17 protein-coding genes are annotated in these 16262 nt (G+C 46.4%); 13 read left to right on the forward strand and 4 right to left on the reverse strand.

The window, feature by feature from the left end; genetic code table 11:
- Positions 1-4: 4 nt before the first annotated feature.
- Positions 5-142 (reverse strand): sporulation histidine kinase inhibitor Sda, encoded by a 138-nt coding sequence (locus HUG15_RS09605; protein ID WP_200090421.1) that lies wholly within the window; start codon positions 140-142, stop codon positions 5-7.
- A gap of 878 nt (positions 143-1020) precedes the next feature.
- On the opposite strand from HUG15_RS09605, the gene ltrA reads away from it, so the two are divergent.
- The 9 genes from ltrA (at position 1021) to HUG15_RS09650 (ending at position 7584) form a co-directional block, all read left to right on the forward strand.
- Positions 1021-2349, forward strand: coding sequence for a group II intron reverse transcriptase/maturase (ltrA, locus tag HUG15_RS09610; protein WP_200128423.1), 1329 nt, complete (start codon positions 1021-1023; stop codon positions 2347-2349).
- Positions 2350-2546: 197 nt separating this feature from the next.
- Positions 2547-3068, forward strand: a complete 522-nt coding sequence (locus HUG15_RS09615) for a YqeG family HAD IIIA-type phosphatase (RefSeq protein WP_200128424.1) — start codon at positions 2547-2549, stop codon at positions 3066-3068.
- Entirely contained in the window at positions 3065-4174 is a 1110-nt protein-coding gene (gene yqeH / locus HUG15_RS09620; protein ID WP_200128425.1) for a ribosome biogenesis GTPase YqeH, read from the forward strand. The genes HUG15_RS09615 and yqeH overlap by 4 nt, the downstream gene beginning before the upstream one ends.
- Positions 4175-4176: 2 nt before the next feature.
- Positions 4177-5019: a shikimate dehydrogenase gene (gene aroE / locus HUG15_RS09625; protein ID WP_200128426.1), complete on the forward strand. Its 843-nt coding sequence runs from the start codon at positions 4177-4179 to the stop codon at positions 5017-5019.
- A complete protein-coding gene (gene yhbY / locus HUG15_RS09630) occupies positions 5003-5296 on the forward strand; it encodes a ribosome assembly RNA-binding protein YhbY (protein ID WP_200128427.1) in 294 nt (97 codons plus the stop codon). The genes aroE and yhbY overlap by 17 nt, the downstream gene beginning before the upstream one ends.
- Before the next feature lie 10 nt (positions 5297-5306).
- Positions 5307-5885, forward strand: a complete 579-nt coding sequence (locus HUG15_RS09635; RefSeq protein WP_200128428.1) for a nicotinate-nucleotide adenylyltransferase — start codon at positions 5307-5309, stop codon at positions 5883-5885.
- Complete coding sequence (gene yqeK / locus HUG15_RS09640) at positions 5875-6450, forward strand: bis(5'-nucleosyl)-tetraphosphatase (symmetrical) YqeK (protein WP_200128429.1); 576 nt, start codon at positions 5875-5877, stop codon at positions 6448-6450. The genes HUG15_RS09635 and yqeK overlap by 11 nt, the downstream gene beginning before the upstream one ends.
- Positions 6451-6801: a ribosome silencing factor gene (gene rsfS / locus HUG15_RS09645; RefSeq protein WP_200128430.1), complete on the forward strand. Its 351-nt coding sequence runs from the start codon at positions 6451-6453 to the stop codon at positions 6799-6801.
- A gap of 33 nt (positions 6802-6834) precedes the next feature.
- Positions 6835-7584 (forward strand): class I SAM-dependent DNA methyltransferase, encoded by a 750-nt coding sequence (locus HUG15_RS09650; RefSeq protein WP_200128431.1) that lies wholly within the window; start codon positions 6835-6837, stop codon positions 7582-7584.
- Positions 7585-7690: 106 nt separating this feature from the next.
- Here HUG15_RS09650 and comER read toward each other — a convergent pair whose 3' ends face one another.
- Complete coding sequence (gene comER, locus HUG15_RS09655) at positions 7691-8521, reverse strand: late competence protein ComER (protein WP_200128432.1); 831 nt, start codon at positions 8519-8521, stop codon at positions 7691-7693.
- A gap of 83 nt (positions 8522-8604) precedes the next feature.
- Between comER and HUG15_RS09660 the strand changes: the two genes are divergently transcribed.
- From HUG15_RS09660 to HUG15_RS09670, 3 genes are all read left to right on the forward strand, one after another.
- Complete coding sequence (locus HUG15_RS09660) at positions 8605-9246, forward strand: helix-hairpin-helix domain-containing protein (RefSeq protein ID WP_200128433.1); 642 nt, start codon at positions 8605-8607, stop codon at positions 9244-9246.
- 88 nt (positions 9247-9334) lie between these two features.
- Positions 9335-10609 (forward strand): homocysteine synthase, encoded by a 1275-nt coding sequence (locus HUG15_RS09665; protein WP_200128434.1) that lies wholly within the window; start codon positions 9335-9337, stop codon positions 10607-10609.
- 881 nt (positions 10610-11490) lie between these two features.
- Entirely contained in the window at positions 11491-13818 is a 2328-nt protein-coding gene (locus tag HUG15_RS09670; protein ID WP_200128435.1) for a DNA internalization-related competence protein ComEC/Rec2, read from the forward strand.
- A 274-nt stretch (positions 13819-14092) separates the two neighbouring features.
- On the opposite strand, the gene HUG15_RS09675 is transcribed toward HUG15_RS09670, so the two are convergent.
- Positions 14093-14233: a YqzM family protein gene (locus HUG15_RS09675; protein WP_200128436.1), complete on the reverse strand. Its 141-nt coding sequence runs from the start codon at positions 14231-14233 to the stop codon at positions 14093-14095.
- Positions 14234-14562: 329 nt separating this feature from the next.
- Here HUG15_RS09675 and holA point away from each other — a divergent pair, with 329 nt between their 5' ends.
- Complete coding sequence (holA, locus tag HUG15_RS09680) at positions 14563-15597, forward strand: DNA polymerase III subunit delta (protein ID WP_200128437.1); 1035 nt, start codon at positions 14563-14565, stop codon at positions 15595-15597.
- 341 nt (positions 15598-15938) lie between these two features.
- Here the strand turns inward: holA and rpsT are convergent, their stop codons facing one another.
- A complete protein-coding gene (gene rpsT, locus HUG15_RS09685; RefSeq protein WP_425504036.1) occupies positions 15939-16217 on the reverse strand; it encodes a 30S ribosomal protein S20 in 279 nt (92 codons plus the stop codon).
- Between the last annotated feature and the right edge of the window lie 45 nt (positions 16218-16262).

Below are 16262 nucleotides of genomic sequence, written 5' to 3' on the forward strand. Positions count from 1 at the left end.
TTGTTTATCCCAGTGACTGCGTCACCGTGAGCGCTCGTCGTTCCATTTCCGATTGAATGATAGCAATGAAATCATCATTCAAATTTAGTTTTAAAGCTCTTTCGTACGCTTCTATAAGCATTTCATCAGAAAGGTTCCGCATAGCCAGCCCGCCAAAGTAGCGGATCCACCTCCTTGGTGATTCATCCCACAAACGATGTAGCTATTAAAATTGTTCCCGTCTATTGGAAGTTGTATAATGATCCTATCATGAAAACATGTCACGGAACAACCGTTCGTTTATCCACAGAATAACGTGGATAAGTTGTGCATAGTGAAGTTAAATGATTGTTTAAACCTCGAAACAATGGGAAGTGAATAAGTGGATAATATTATCCACAATGGTGTCGATAAAAAAATTGTCGAAAAGTAACTATCATTTTTTTCGGAACAACCTCATACTAGCCTTTGTTTGAAATATAAGGCGATCATCGGTATACTTTCCAGTTAGCAAGCATGTTCGTTAGAAAAACTTGGCTTCCGGAGCGACCGAGCATAGGTCGTGTCATTTAACAGGTGGAAATCCTGTTTGGTAAGGCTCTAACCAAGCCACCAATAGCGAGTCTTGGACTCAATGGAGTAATCAATTGGGTTAAGCGTAGACAGTTAGGTCGTAGGCCTGAAAGTGATTGAGCCTCGTAAAAAGTTAAAATGGGGAGGTTGACGGTGTCGGAAGACTGGAAAACAACACGCCGTATATCGTGATCGGTGAGATATATGGAGCTCCTCCGGGGTCGGAGAGCCAGGCATGCGATACAATGATGACACGAGAACTCGGGAGATCCTGTTTGTTCTTTCTTCAATAGAAGAGCGTATGGTTGAACAAGCGATACAAAGCGAGGAAACCAGATGACGGCAGGAAGTCGGATGACCGCATAGTACCAATGACATCGGGTAATGCCGAAAGAGGGAAGGCAAGCGTCACGCCGACATCACCTTAACAAGGGGCACATTCCCTACACACGGAGGTAGGAACACGGAATGGAAACAAAACTTGCTAGGATAACGGAATTAGCTAAGAACAACTCAGATATGACATTCACATCTCTTGCACACTTGCTGAACAGTGAATACCTCATGCAATGTCATCACCAACTTCCTAATCGTAAAGCACCTGGGGTAAAGGGAACAACCAAGATGACGTATGAGCAAAATCTTGAGGAGAATATCGAAGATTTAGTGCTTAGAATGAAGCAGAAGAGTTATTGTCCCAGCCCAGCTAAGCGGGTCTATATTCCAAAGGATGAGAAGGGAAAGAAAAGACCACTGGGCATTCCTGAACATGAAGACAAAATTGTTCAGAAAGGAATGGCGCCCATTTTGAACGCCATCTATGAGAATGATTTTCTGGACTGTTCATTTGGTTTTCGTCCCCAACGCAACTGCCACGATGCATTGAAGGTATTAAATGTGTATATAGAGAAAAGACCTGTGAGTTACATCGTTGATGTGGACATCAAAGGCTTCTTTGATCATGTTGACCACAAGTGGATGATGGCTTTCCTGAGAGAGCGTATTGTAGACCCGAGCTTTCTCCGAATCATTGCTCGGTTTCTCAAGGGCGGGTACATGAAGCAGGCGAAACACTATAAGACTGAGAGCGGAACGCCTCAGGGAAACCTGATATCGCCGATACTAGCGAATGTCTACCTGCACTATGTTCTGGACCTTTGGTTTGAAAGACATGTGAAGAAAAGAATCAAAGGGCAGGCCTATCTTGTGCGGTACGCAGATGACTTTGTCTGTTGCTTTCAGTATCAGGAGGATGCGTATGCATTCTATGATGCCCTTAAGCTAAGGTTGAACAAATTTAACCTCGAAGTGGCGGAGGATAAGACGAAAATTATTTCTTTTGGGAGGTTCGCTGAGGAAAATCATAAAAGGGCTGGGAAAGGAAATCCACCAACATTTGATTTTCTGGGCTTCACACATTACTGCAGCAAGAGCAAGGAAGGCAAATTTCGTGTGAAACGCAAAACAAGTAAAAAGAAAATGGCCTCCAAGTTAAAGCGAAATAACGAATGGCTGAAAGCTAATCGTCATCTGGACATAAAGGACATTGTCCGTAAACTAAACCGTTCTCTGCAGGGTTATTACAACTACTATTGCATCACAGACAACGTAACCACTGTGGTGAAGTTTCAGGATGCGGTCATCCAACAATTTTTCAAATGGATGAACCGGAGAAGCCAACGAAAGTCGTTCGGCTGGGAGAAGTTTCGGCTATTTCTTAATAAGTTTCCGTTGCCTGAACCAAGAGCAAAGGTTAACATCTATGAACTAAGGAATCATATTAGCTATATTCTGTGAAAGATGTTGGTGAGGAGCCGTGTGCGTTAATTGCGCCCGCACGGATCTGTGAGGGGGGAGGAGCACAATCCATACATTATGGAGAGGCTCCCTCCTACTCGACCCAAGTCCTTATAGCGGAAGCCTTAGTTTTACTTATACTTTACCTTTAACAAAGTTAAACATTCTTAAGTGTAAAAAATGCTCAGGGGGGAATCATGTTATCTTCGATGATGCCGGATCAATTTGCCGAAAGCATATATGACATTGATCGGGAGGCGTTACGTAAAAAAGGCATAAAAGGAGTCATCACCGATCTTGATAATACGCTCGTTGCCTGGGATACAACCGACGCAACACCAGAGCTATTGAAGTGGCTCGATGATCTTCACGACGAAGGGTTTAAAGTAACAATCGTGTCCAATAATAACAGGAAACGTGTGCGAACGTTTTCCGAACCGACAGGGGTTTCTTTTATTTATTCAGCAAAAAAGCCAATGAAGCGTTCGTTTCGACGGGCAGCGGAGGAAATGGGACTCAAAAAAGAGGAAGTAGCGGTTATTGGCGATCAAATCCTTACGGATGTTTTCGGAGGCAATCGCGGCGGATATTATACAATCCTCGTTGCGCCTGTTTCGGAAACAGATAAATGGACGACAAAGGTGAATCGTAAAATTGAACGATTGATTATGCGCAAACGTAAAATGAACCGAACGACGGGAGGGGAACGGATGAAATGAGCGAAAACACGATAATTTGCTCCGGCTGTGGTGTCCCGGTGCAAACATCTGAACCTTCTCAAATGGGCTATGCCCCTCCTGCTGCCCTTGACCGCGATGTCATTGTTTGCCGGCGTTGTTTCCGTTTAAAGCATTACAATGAAATCCCGGATGTGCCCTTGCAAGCAGATGACTTTCACCGGATGTTGAAAACCATCGGGCAAACCGACGCGTTGCTTGTGATGCTTGTGGACCTCTTTGACGTTGAAGGAAGCTGGCTGTTGGAAAGGAGCGCTTTAAGAAACAATCCGTTGCTCCTCGTCGGCAATAAGCGTGATTTATTGCCGCAGTCGGTGAATGAACGCAAGCTGAAAACGTGGCTTAAAAAAGATGCGTTGCAAAGAGGTTGGGCCCCGGCGGATGTATTATTGATGAATGCTTTTAAGGGAGAAGACGTAATGGAAGTTGCCGCTAGCGTGGACGAGCTACGGCATGGAAAAGACGTGTATATCATTGGAAGTACGAATGTGGGGAAGTCAACGTTCATCAATCAAATCATCAAACAGTTTGAAGGGGACGATGAACAGTTGATTACAACGTCAACGTTTCCGGGCACAACCTTGGCCTTCATTGACCTCCCGTTGGATGATGGGCGCAAACTCTTTGATACACCTGGCGTCATTAACCCCAAACAAATGTTAGCGAGGCTTCCGCAACGGGAAATGGCGGCTCTGCAACCGAAAAAAGAAATCAAGCCAATCGTGCATCAACTTCAATCGGAACAAACCTTGTTTTTCGGCGGCCTCGCCCGCATGGACTTTGTAAAGGGAGAGGCTAATCATTTCGTTTGTTACTTTCCGCCTGACTTTAAACCTCATCGCACGAAGTTAAGCGCGGCCGATGCGTTGTATGAAAAACATGCAGGGGAAGATTTGTTATCGCCGCCAGGGAAAAAATCGCTCGCTGAAATCCCGCCTTTTAAACGGCAATCTTTTTATATTCAACAAGATAAAACGGACGTTGTTATTCCCGGTTTAGGATGGGTAACTGTCGGGAATGCAGGTGCATACATCGACGTTTACGTCCCGGAGCATGTGGAAGTTATCATAAGAGAGGCGATTATTTGACGATGGAAAATTATGCAGTGATCGGTCACCCGATCAGCCATTCAAAATCTCCGTTTATTCACAATAGCCACTTTGAAACGGTGGGGAGAAAAGCCATTTATACGAGTTACGATGTGTCTCCCGGAGACCTCGGCGCTGCCGTTGAGGCATTTCAAACGTTGGGAGTGAAGGGGTTTAACGTTACTGTCCCCCATAAAGTAGAGATCATCCCGTTTCTGGATTTTGTGGATGAAGAAGCATTGGAAATCGGTGCGGTCAACACCGTTGTCAACCGTGAGGGCAAGTGGCATGGGTATAACACAGACGGCAAGGGTTATTTGAACGGACTAATAGAGATGACCGGCGATGCTCTTAAGCAGATGCGCGTGCTCGTGATCGGTGCGGGTGGCGCAGCACGGGCAGTGACTACCGTTTTGGCGAGACACGGCGTCGAACAACTGGCTATCACGAATCGCACAACTGCACGCGCTGATGAATTGAAAGCAAACCTTGCCGGCTATCTTGATGTGGACGTATTGGACAGATCGAGCGCGCGACGGACGCTGCCTTCTTTTGACCTCGTGATTAATACGACATCACTAGGGATGAATGGAGAAGATGCGTTGCCGATGGAGATCGAGGATATGAAGACGGACGTTTATTTGAGTGACTTGATCTATAATCCTTTGGAAACCCGGTGGTTGCAAATCGGAAAATCGAAGGCAAGAGCCATCCAGAATGGCTTTTCCATGTTTATTGAGCAAGCGGCGCTTGCCTATGAAATTTGGACCGAAAAGCGTGCGGATCGTGCGTTTATGGCTCGCATGATTCACGAGGAGATGGAGCAAAATGAAACTAACCAATAAACAGCAAAAATATTTGCGTACGGAAGCACAGGCGCTCAAACCGATTTTTCAAGTCGGCAAAAACGGGGTCAATCCCAACTTGGTCACACAAGTCCGCGATGCATTGGAAGCGCGCGAGTTGGTAAAAATTACGATTTTGCAAAACTGCCCGGAAGATAAAAAGCAAGTCGCACAAAAATTATCGGAACGAAGTGAGTCGACGCTCGTGCAAGTGATCGGATTCACGATCATTTTGTTTAAGCCTGCGAAAGAGAATTCAATGTTGCCTGAGGCTTGAGGAGGTTCCTATGGGGAGAAAAATCGGATTATTGGGAGGGACATTCGATCCGCCGCATTTGGCTCATCTCATGATCGCGCAAGAATCCATGGACGCGTGTAAGTTGAATGAAGTTTGGTTTATACCGACGAGCATTCCTCCGCATAAGCAAAATGAAGATATGGCAAATGCGGACGACCGGGTTGAAATGACTCGGCTGGCGATCAATGATCGTGCTCCCTTTCGATTGTGCACGATTGAATTGGATCGGGAAGGTCCATCGTATACATTGGACACGATGAAAATCTTGAAACAGAAATACGCCAATGATGAATTTTATTTTATTATTGGAAGTGACATGGCCGCGAGCTTGCATACGTGGAATGGGATCGAGGAATTAAATAAACTTGTCACGTTTATCGTAACGACACGCCCGGATTACGCTGTGGACTCTCCATTTGAAAAAGATTTTATCAAAGTTAATGTCCCTGAAATGGAGCTTTCTTCTTCGGATGTTCGAGAACGGGTGAAGAAACAGATAAGCATCCGCTACCTCGTTCCCGAAGCGGTGAGAACGTATGTAGAGGAGAATCGTCTGTATGGCTCATGAGCAGTTTCAACAAAAAGTCCAACAGATGTTGCCGAAAGAAAGGTACGACCATACGCTAGGTGTGATGCAAACAGCCGTCTCTTTAGCGAAAAGATATGAGGTTGATGAAGACAAAACTGAACTGGCAGCGTTGTTGCATGATTACGCAAAACCTTTGCCGAAGGAACAACTCATTGCTACCATAAAACGACATGAACCCGATGAAAATTTTTCGGAACATGGGGGCGTATTGTTGCATGCGCCGGCGGGAGCGTATATTGTGCAAGAAGAGTTCGGCATCCAAGACAATGACATTTTTTCAGCCATTTATTGGCATACGACGGGCCGGCCGCAAATGAGCCTTTTTGAAAAAATTATTTTTTTAGCTGATTACATGGAGCCGGGCCGGTCATTTCCGGGGATTGAGGAAGTAAGAAAGTTGGCAGAAGTGGATTTGGATGGTGCGTTGCTCGCCGCGTACACGAATACGATCCAACATTTGGTTGCCAGCAAGCGTATGGTCCATCCCATGACGCTCGCTGCCTATAACGATGCGATCGCTCAAAAAAATAAGAGAGGTGCTTAAATGACAGATCAAATCCTGGAGACAGCTGTAAAGACGGCAGATGATAAACATGCTCAAAATATCGTAGCGTTGGACATGCAAGGGATCTCTATTCTCGCTGATTATTTTGTGATCTGCCATGGTTCTTCGGTAAAACAAGTGCAAGCAATCGCGGAAGAAATAAAAAACGAGGCCCAGAATGCAGATATTCCAGTAAAACGAATGGAAGGGTATGGGGACGGCAAATGGGTGCTCATTGATCTTGGCGATGTCGTCGTTCATGTGTTTCACGAAGATGACCGAGAGTATTATAACCTCGAAAAATTATGGGGAGAAGCCCCCGTCATTTCCCTTGACCACGTGCTTACGTAGACCGATAAAGATGCGAGAAGGAGTCAATACGCGATGGATGGAAACGGAGCCCGGCTGTATGATTATTTAATGGAAGATGAGGCCCCTTATCATCAATGGCTGGCATGGACGATCGCCCATCTGGAAGAGATGAAGTTTTCAGCACCTGCGATCGCGGATGTCGGTTGCGGGACGGGAACATTAATGTCCATGCTCTTGTCGCGTGGGTACGATGTGCAAGGGATTGACTACTCACAGGAAATGCTCGCGGTTGCAGATGAAAAGATCCGTGCATACAACAACGTCGCCCCGGATTTGCGTGCGCAGCACATGTCTTATTTGCAATTGGAGAAACAAGTGGATGCCATTATTGTTTTTTGTGATGCCCTTAATTATCTTGCTGATGAAGCAGAGGTTAAACAAGCCTTTCGGGCGTTTTATGATCATTTAACCCCCGGCGGACGCTTGCTTTTTGATGTTCATTCGTTATCAAATATGAACCATCATTTCCCCGGCCGCACGTATGGAGATGCGGCCACGGATGTCTCGCTGATTTTGAATAGTTTTTCCGTTGATGATGTGCCGGGGGCTGTGGAACATGAAATGACTTTTTTTGAACGGTTGTCGAATGGGGATTATCGCCGTTTTGACGAGTTGCACCGTCAACGTACGTTTTCGGTTGCGGACTATGAACAGTGGCTGCAAGCCGCCGGTTTTGAACAAATTGAGATCACGGCTGATTTTACGAAGCAACCCCCGCAAGCAGATAGTGAACGCATTTTCTTTTCGATCAGAAAAACTTGACTTTCGTTGGAGGTGTGGTATCTTTATTTTACACTATCAGAATGTATAAATTGTTCGGATGATAGTATAAGAAAAGACTGTGACTTTCGCCATCGTTGGCGATAAGTCAAGTTTTTCTAAAATCAGTGAACTTCTCTTTCAGAGTGCGTTGATCTTCCGCAAATTTTTCATGTGTCGCCGTGAATAATTCATCGAACACGCCTTCCGTTTGTTTTAAAACCTCGAGCCCGATCCCTGTCACTCCTCCGGGCACTTTTACTTTTTCCTGCAACGTTTGTAAATTGTATAATCGCTTCGAAAATAATGTCCCCATCCCTATGATCATGTCTTCTGCCAGCCGTTCCGCCTGTTTCTCCGTCAGCTCCGTTTTTCGTGCCGCTGCCGAAGTCATTTCCTCTAGCAAATACCCGAAAAATGCAGGTCCACAACTTACGATATCGGAACTGGCGCGGATCGTTTCTTCCGATACAATTTGCGGGGTGCTGAATTGCCCCATCCAGCTTTCAAAGGCTTCCCGTTCTTTTGCCGACCAACCATTTCCGTACGTGATGAGCGATGCTCCCGTGTGGCTTCGGTTCGTAATGCTCGGAACCGCGCGCACGGTTTTGCAAGTAACGGCGCTTTGTAATTGTTCGAGGGTTACCGGACTCGTGATTGAGACGATAGTGTCGTCCTCGTGCAAAAATGGTTGAATCGTTTGTAAAATAGCCGGAAATTGAGGTGGACGCACACAAATAAAAATAAGCGCACATCGCTGAGCCAATTGGGAAACATTAGGCAAAACGTTTACCCCTGTATATGCTTGACGGATACGTTCAGCTTTTTGCACATTGCGGTTAGTTACAAACAGACGCTCCTCAGGCACAGCACGGGAAGTAACGAGTGTTTCCGCGAGCATGGTGCCCATATTGCCCGTTCCGATAATCCCTATGTCCATGGGAATCCCCCCAAAGCTCATACTCTTACCGTTATATGCGATCTCAGCAAGTACAATTACGTTTAGTGAAGGGAAAATGTGTAATGGATCAACGTTATCTTCTATATGGAGGGGCTATACTGGTTGTTATTATCACGATTGCCGGGGGTGTTTGGCTGTTTTCGTCCGAAGCTGACACCGACGAGGATGCCGTTCCGGAGGACGCATTTTTATTTGAAGAAGATACGGTGGACTTGGAAGAAGAGCCCGACGAAACCGAACAGATTGAAGAAGAAACGACGGAAGTTTTTATTGACGTTAAAGGCGAGGTCGCACGCCCCGGAATTTATGAAATGGAACTGGCCCGGCGTGTTGATGATGCCATTCGTGAAGCTGGCGGCGTGACGGAAGAGGCAAACGAAAACGCCATTAATTTCGCTCAAAAACTGGAAGATGAAATGGTCGTCTATGTCCCGCATGAAGATGAGGAAGATTATGTCGGGTGGGAAGAAACAGCTTCCGAAACTTCCAATGAGGGCGAGGGGGAAGGGGAGAAAATCAACATTAACGCCGCTGATGAGACAACACTGCAACAATTGTCAGGGGTAGGCCCGGTTACGGCGGAAGCGATCGCCCAATATAGAGAGGAGAATGGTGATTTTGAGGAAAAGAGTGATATTCAAAACGTGAGCGGTATTGGCGAAAAAACCTATCAACAACTGGAAGATCATATAGACGTGAATTAATCGTTGCCGATTGACTTTTTTTGCAACGTTTCGTACGATGATGAAAACCAAAGTAATTCAGTATGAATTTATTAGGGAGAGTGATGGAATGGCTGAACAATGGAAGGTAGAAACGAATGCAATACACGCGGGGCAAGGGATTGATCCTGCCACGAATGCGCGGGCCGTGCCTATTTATCAAACGACATCGTATGGTTTTGATGATCCTGATCATGCGGCAAATTTATTTTCTTTAGCGGAACCCGGAAATATTTATTCACGGATCATGAACCCGACAACCGATGTATTTGAAAAACGAATCGCGGCCATGGAAGGCGGGGTTGGAGCATTAGCTACCGCGAGTGGAAGTTCCGCGATTTATCTTGCAATTTTAAACATATGCGAGGCAGGCGATGAAATTGTCTCCGCCAGTTCGTTGTACGGAGGCACGAATAATTTATTCGTCCATACGTTGCCGCAAATCGGCATTCACGTCCATTTTGTGGACGCTGATGACCCGGAAGCAGTTAGAGCTGCCATAACAGAGAAAACAAAGCTCGTTTTTGCCGAAACGATCGGCAATCCGGAAGGGAACGTCCTGAATACGAAGGCAGTGGCCGACGTAGCACATGAAGCAAAGATTCCACTAATTGTTGATGCGACGCTTACGACACCGATTCTCAATCGTCCGATCGAACATGGCGCTGATATCGTTATTCATTCCGCGACCAAATTCATCGGGGGACATGGGACAACCATGGGCGGTGTGATCGTGGACAGCGGCAATTTTGATTGGACGCAAGGCAAATTTCCGATGTTTACGGAACCGGATGGCAGCTATCATGGTATGGTTTTTTCCGAGGCGCTCGGTGAACTGGCCTATATTATGCGGGCGCGCGTTCGTCTTATGCGCGACATTGGCCCGACCCTCGCGCCGCAGAATGCTTTTCAATTGTTGCAAGGCTTGGAAACGTTGCACCTACGGATGGAAAGACATAGTGAAAACGCGCAAAAAGTCGCGGAATATTTGGAAGGCCACTCGCGCGTGGAATGGGTAAATTATGCCGGCCTGCCGTCCCATCCAAGCCATGAACTTGCCAAAACGTATTTGCCGAAGGGACAAGGAGCCATTGTAACGTTTGGTGTAAAAGGAGGACGGGAAGCGGGAAGATCCTTCATCGAAAATGTCGATCTCCACTCGCATGTGGCAAATGTAGGGGATGCCAAATCCCTCGTCATTCATCCCGCCAGCACGACGCATCAACAACTCACAGAGGAAGAGTTGGAAAGATCCGGCGCATCGCAAGAGCTTATTCGCTTGTCGGTCGGCATTGAACACGTGGATGACATTATTGCCGACATTGATAAAGGGTTGAAGCAATGAAGGGGTAGTGCTACGACTGGAATTTCTTTCACAGCGTTCAAAATTAATCATTTATGCACGGTTTTTGAGACAAAAATCCGGCCAATTTTAGGCTTTTGGCTTAATCCCTCTTTTGAAGACAAAATTTTAGTATCTCGATCGTTTTGTCCTGCATTCAATCTTTTCAGGACAAAACGACCGCTTGTTCACCATTTTTGTCTTCATTCATCGCTTTTCAAGACAAAATTCTCAGATCAACTGTAGCTTTGTCATCATCTCAGGCGCTTTGCTTTACCTTAAAATAACTTCACATAGGTGGTCTATGTTCGATCACGTAGCAATCCAATGCGCCTTAGTGCAAATGTTATCTATCGGAAGTTTCCAATGATAGAAATACTTTTTGGTATGAAACGAGAAACCAATGCTTAGTATCAAATGAGTCCTCAGGAAGCAGATCTGCGGACACAAAGCGTTGCTCCTGAGCCAGATGAGTCCTCAGGAAGCAGATCTGCGGACACAAAGTGTTGTTCCTGAGCCAGATGAGTCCTCAGGCTCGGGTTTTGGGGGCTTCCATTCTCCTTATCATCCTCAATATACCTTCCTGGTTTTACTCTTTCCCCCTCTCATAACGACCTTCTAGAAATAATAGGGGTGAGGCTAAGACTTCCCCTAAGTCGACACATCTAATTAGAGCGGGAAGCCCTCGCTTTAGATGACACCGCAATCCCTGTCTCTCACAGAGCCTCTTGTTCTCCGTTAGAGGGGTTACTGTGCTTCGCTTGTACCTCTCGGAGCTACTCGATCTCTGTCCGAGGGATAACTGCCTCGAAGGACGGGTTGAAACCGGATGGAGCCTGTAGTTTTGCCTTTTCCAACCTCTAACCTCCAGAAAGGATGATCGCTTGCGCGGAAACTATTATCTTTTTGCGGCGGCAATCGGGCTTGGCATCGCCGTTGCTCTTTCTTCTCATCGTACAATGGCGATTACCTGTGCTCTTCTTGTTATCATTTATCTGAGTATTAAAAACAAATCATTAGTTTTGATGTTGGTGCTTGTTTTAACAGGTGCGGGGGCAGCTGCTTGGGCATATGTTGTCGATGGGCAAAATGAGACAATGCTCCACGAGGAAGTTGACACGATCCACGGACAAATCGATGATGTTCCCGAAATGGATGGGGACCGTGTCTCTTTTTTACTGCAACTGCCGGAAGGAAAAGAACGCGTCCAAGTTTTTGCGCGTCTCGTTGACGAAGAGGCATTATCGGCATTTGCTGATTTAAGTCCCGGTCATGAATGCACAATTGCCGGTGAAATGCGCGCGCCGCGTTCGGCAAGAAATTTTAACGCGTTTGATTATCAAACGTTTTTATATGAGCAGCGGGTGCACTGGACGTTTCATCATGTGCAGGGAGAAGATGACATGATTTGCCGAGCGTCTGCGGGCTCAGCGATAACGAGCGTGAAGCAATGGCGGCATACCGGGATTCGTTTTATTGAGGATGTATTTCCGGGTGACATTCAAGGGTTGGCAATGGCGTTGCTTTTCGGAGAACGTTCCCATATGGAAGCGGAGACGCTGGAAGCTTATCAGGACTTGGGGATCGTTCATTTACTTGCTATTTCCGGTTTGCACGTGGGATTGGTGAGCGGTTTTCTTTTCTTCTTTTTCATCCGATTGGGAATTAGCCGCGAGCGGGCCTGTGAACTTTTATTGATTCTTCTGCCATTGTATGCGCTACTGGCAGGTGCGGCACCGTCTGTTTTAAGGGCCGTTCTGATGAGTTGTGCTGTGCTTTCATGTATTCGTTTCCGTGTGCCGCTTCATCCTGCCGATGGCATCAGTCTTGCTTTTATTGGTCTACTTTTGTACAACCCGTATATGCTTTTTCATGTCGGCTTTCAATTATCATTCGCCATTTCCTTTGCGTTAATCGCTTCAGCTGCTATTTTTGCAGGAGCGAAGACACGTCTCCGTCAATTTATGTTCGTCTCCATCCTCGCGCAAGTGGTTTCTTTTCCGCTGATTGTATACCACTTTCACACCTATTCCCTTTTAAGTTTACCATTGAATATCGCCTTTGTGCCTGTTGTTTCCGTTATTATTTTACCGGCGGTTTGGGTGCTGTTTCTTCTATCCATGATTTCTCCTTTTCTGTCTTCCGTCTGGCTCTTGCTGTTGGAAAAAATGGTTGCTGTCTTCCATACTGTTTTTACCTATGTCCATCAACATTCGGGCTTGATTCTCGTCTTCGGAAAAGCCTCAGGCGTTTGGGTTATATTGATGGTTGTACTTGTGATCATTGTGGCTATATTATTTGAAAAAAGACGTAAGTCGTTCGTTTATGCCGCCGTGCTTGTGACTGTCGTTACTGCATTTCAATATTTTTACCCCTATTTTGATTCTCAGCTACGGGTAACTTTTATCGACGTTGGTCAAGGAGGTAGCATTTTAATCGAGTTGCCTTATCAGCGAGGGGTGTATTTAATTGACGGTGGAGGGGCGATAACATTTCCAAAAGAAAACTGGCAGGAGCAGGAACAACGACCGGATCCGGGCCGGCAAACGGTCGTGCCGTATTTGCAATCGCTCGGCATCAGCCACCTGGATAAAGTGATTGTGACGCATGGGGATTATGATCATTATGGCGGGCTTTTTGCTGTCGTTGAAGAGATGAGTGTGGACACACTTTTATATCCGCATGCGGAAATTGATAACGATGAAGTGGAACATTTTCTCGTGCATGCGCAGGAACAGGGGGCACAGCTTGCGTTTGTCCATGAAGGAATGGGATGGTCGGTCGATGCATTCGCTTTTCACATTTTACACCCGACACAAGAAGGGGGCGGGGAATGGGAATCGGATAATGACCAATCAATCGTCATTGATGCGCACCTTTACGGTACGCGCTGGCTGTTCACCGGCGATTTGGAAGAGGAAGGAGAAAAGCGATTAATCAGGGATTACCCTGACTTAAGGGCCGATATTCTGAAAGCAGGCCATCACGGCAGCCAAACGTCGACGATCCCTTCATTTGTAGAGCATCTGAGACCAACGGCAGCGGTGATTTCAGCGGGAGAAAACAATCGCTACAATCATCCGCATCCGGACGTGATTCAAACCCTTGAAGAGGCAGGGGTGCAAATTTTTAGAACGGATGAACAGGGGGCGGCGCGATTTTACTATCAAGACCGAAGATGGCACGGGGAGACAATGATTGATGAGGAGTAAACGGGAAGTATCGTAGAAATAGTCTCATGGAGCCTGAAAAGGTCCTACGCCCGCCGAAAAGATCGCCATGAAGCAGTGATGGAGCCCGAAATGGGCTTGCGCCCGCCGAAAAGGTCGTCATGAAGCGCCCATGTAGCTCGAAATGATCATACGCACACCGAGCCGGTCACTATGAAGCCTCCATGGACCCCGAAATGGGTACGGGCACACCGAAAAGGTCGCCATAAAGCACTCATGGAGCATAAAAAAGCCAGGGCCTTTGTTGCCCCGGCTTTTAAAAACTCCCCACAAATTCGACGATGACCGCCACGATAAAAACAGTCGCAAAAAATCCAAATGAAACGACAAAGCCGACCGCGCCATCAAGAAAATCATTGCGTTTGCTTTGCACATCTTTTTCAAATTCGTTGCCCATGTTCGGTGACCCTCCTTGTCTTGTACACATTATAAGACATGAAAGAGTAAAAATCCAGGTACGTCATCCATTTGTTAAGAGTTGTCACCCATAAATCCCGTAAGCATAGGATAAAATAATGGGTACCGACTCGGATTTACAGGTGCGAAAACCGTTGGTGCGCGGATTCCTAGGCCTTCGTACCAACGTTTATTATAAATCAAAGGCGGCGCACGTGCATGCGTTGCCTTTGTGCTTGTTCGGTTTGGATCAATTGCAAATAGGAGGGGCTTTTATTAGGATAGGGAGAGAATAGATGGAATATACATACGGAAAAGAGGCAAGGGTCGATGAGCACCTATTTGCAAACGAAGGAAAAGATTACAGCCGGGCATTTTTCCTCAATTTATTTTTTTTATGGTACGGAAACGTATATGATGGATGACCTCGTTTGGCAAATTAGCCGGCATGCCCTGGGAGATACCGAGAGAGACTTCAATTTTTCGCAATTCGACATGAGGGACGTTCCCGTACAGGAGGGGATCGAAGAGGCGGAAACGGTAAGTTTTTTCGGCCCGGGAAGGGTTATTGTGTTTCAACATGCGCGTTTTCTGACCGGAGCGAAAGATAAGGATATGCCGCTGCACGATTTGAAGAGATTGGAGACTTTTTTAAATGATCCGCCGCCGGAGAACATCGTTGTTTTTGCAGTTGAATCACAAAAGGTGGATGAACGCAAAAAAATTGTGAAAAAATTAAAAGATGTGGGTGAAACAGTTGAAGCATCGCCCTTGCAAGGTGATCGGCTAAAGCAATGGATAAGGGAGAAAGCAAAAGAAGAAAACATTTCCCTAACGGCTGAGGCTATCGATGAACTGTTGGGGCGTTCGAATTCGGACCTTTTAACATTAGAAAAAGAAATTCAAAAATGCGCCCAATATGTCAATTTCAATGGGGAAATTAATGCATCCATTGTGCGCGCGCTCGTTCCCAGAAGTTTGGAGGATAATATCTTTCAGCTCATCGATGCGGTAAGCGATAACTATACGGCAAAAGCGTTACAATTATTCGATGATTTACTCAGAAACGGGGAGGAACCGATAAAAATTATCGCTCTTATCGGTCGTCAGTTTCGCTTGTTAAACCTTGCAGCGGAGATGGACAAGCGCGGATACAGCCAACAAAAAATAGCCCGGCAACTGGGAGTGCCTCCATTCGTTGCCAAACGACTGTCTGCAAAAGCGAAAACAGTTAAGGGCGAAGCGGTGGGTCGTGCGCTTTCATTAATTGCGGAAACCGACTACAAAATGAAGCAGGGCGCCGTGGAAAAAAAGAGCGGGGTGGCTTTGTTAATCGCCCGCCTGCCACGGGTGTTAGCGGCATAATTTGCTGGGTGATTAGGTCGCCAACCGGGCTCGATGAAGCCCTAACGCATGAACGCTGGGGCCGTTAGGTCGTCAACCGGGCTCGATGGATCCCTAACGCAAGATCGCAGAGGTCGTTAGGTCGCCAACCGGGCTCGATGAAGCCCTAACGCATGAACGCTGGGGCCGTTAGGTCGTCAACCGGGCTCGATGGATCCCTAACGCAAGATCGCAGAGGTCGTTAGGTCGTCAACCGGGCTCGATGAAGCCCTAACGCATGAACGCTGGGGCCGTTAGGTCGTCAACGCCCGCTCCCCCTCCGCAAAACCATTAAAAAAACGACTCTTTAGGAGTCGTTCATTTTAACTTGCGGTCGCTTGATTCAATTTCCGTTCCATTTGGGATTTTTTGCGAGCAGCGGTATTTCTATGAAGAATGCCTTTGCTGACGGCTTTGTCAACTTTCTTCTCTGCCAATTTGAACGTGTCTTTTGCACCTTCGACATCTTGATTGTCAAGTTTCTTTTCAAATTCTTTAATCGCGGTACGCATGGATGATTTGAACGCTTGGTTTTTCACGCGTTGTTCTTCATTCAAGCGCACGCGTTTTTTAGCTGATTTAATGTTAGCCAAATCTTTCACCTCCTGATGGTCTAAGCTTGGCAGGTAAGAAAGGATAAATCAATT

The organism is Salicibibacter cibarius (assembly GCF_016495725.1).
GTDB lineage: Bacteria > Bacillota > Bacilli > Bacillales > Marinococcaceae > Salicibibacter > Salicibibacter cibarius.

Coding starts and splice junctions, on each gene's coding strand:
- HUG15_RS09605 (WP_200090421.1), bottom strand. CDS start 142: ATGCGGAACCTTTCTGATGAAATGCTTATAGAAGCGTACGAAAGAGCT.
- ltrA (WP_200128423.1), top strand. CDS start 1,021: ATGGAAACAAAACTTGCTAGGATAACGGAATTAGCTAAGAACAACTCA.
- HUG15_RS09615 (WP_200128424.1), top strand. CDS start 2,547: ATGTTATCTTCGATGATGCCGGATCAATTTGCCGAAAGCATATATGAC.
- yqeH (WP_200128425.1), top strand. CDS start 3,065: ATGAGCGAAAACACGATAATTTGCTCCGGCTGTGGTGTCCCGGTGCAA.
- aroE (WP_200128426.1), top strand. CDS start 4,177: ATGGAAAATTATGCAGTGATCGGTCACCCGATCAGCCATTCAAAATCT.
- yhbY (WP_200128427.1), top strand. CDS start 5,003: ATGAAACTAACCAATAAACAGCAAAAATATTTGCGTACGGAAGCACAG.
- HUG15_RS09635 (WP_200128428.1), top strand. CDS start 5,307: ATGGGGAGAAAAATCGGATTATTGGGAGGGACATTCGATCCGCCGCAT.
- yqeK (WP_200128429.1), top strand. CDS start 5,875: ATGGCTCATGAGCAGTTTCAACAAAAAGTCCAACAGATGTTGCCGAAA.
- rsfS (WP_200128430.1), top strand. CDS start 6,451: ATGACAGATCAAATCCTGGAGACAGCTGTAAAGACGGCAGATGATAAA.
- HUG15_RS09650 (WP_200128431.1), top strand. CDS start 6,835: ATGGATGGAAACGGAGCCCGGCTGTATGATTATTTAATGGAAGATGAG.
- comER (WP_200128432.1), bottom strand. CDS start 8,521: ATGGACATAGGGATTATCGGAACGGGCAATATGGGCACCATGCTCGCG.
- HUG15_RS09660 (WP_200128433.1), top strand. CDS start 8,605: ATGGATCAACGTTATCTTCTATATGGAGGGGCTATACTGGTTGTTATT.
- HUG15_RS09665 (WP_200128434.1), top strand. CDS start 9,335: ATGGCTGAACAATGGAAGGTAGAAACGAATGCAATACACGCGGGGCAA.
- HUG15_RS09675 (WP_200128436.1), bottom strand. CDS start 14,233: ATGGGCAACGAATTTGAAAAAGATGTGCAAAGCAAACGCAATGATTTT.
- holA (WP_200128437.1), top strand. CDS start 14,563: ATGAGCACCTATTTGCAAACGAAGGAAAAGATTACAGCCGGGCATTTT.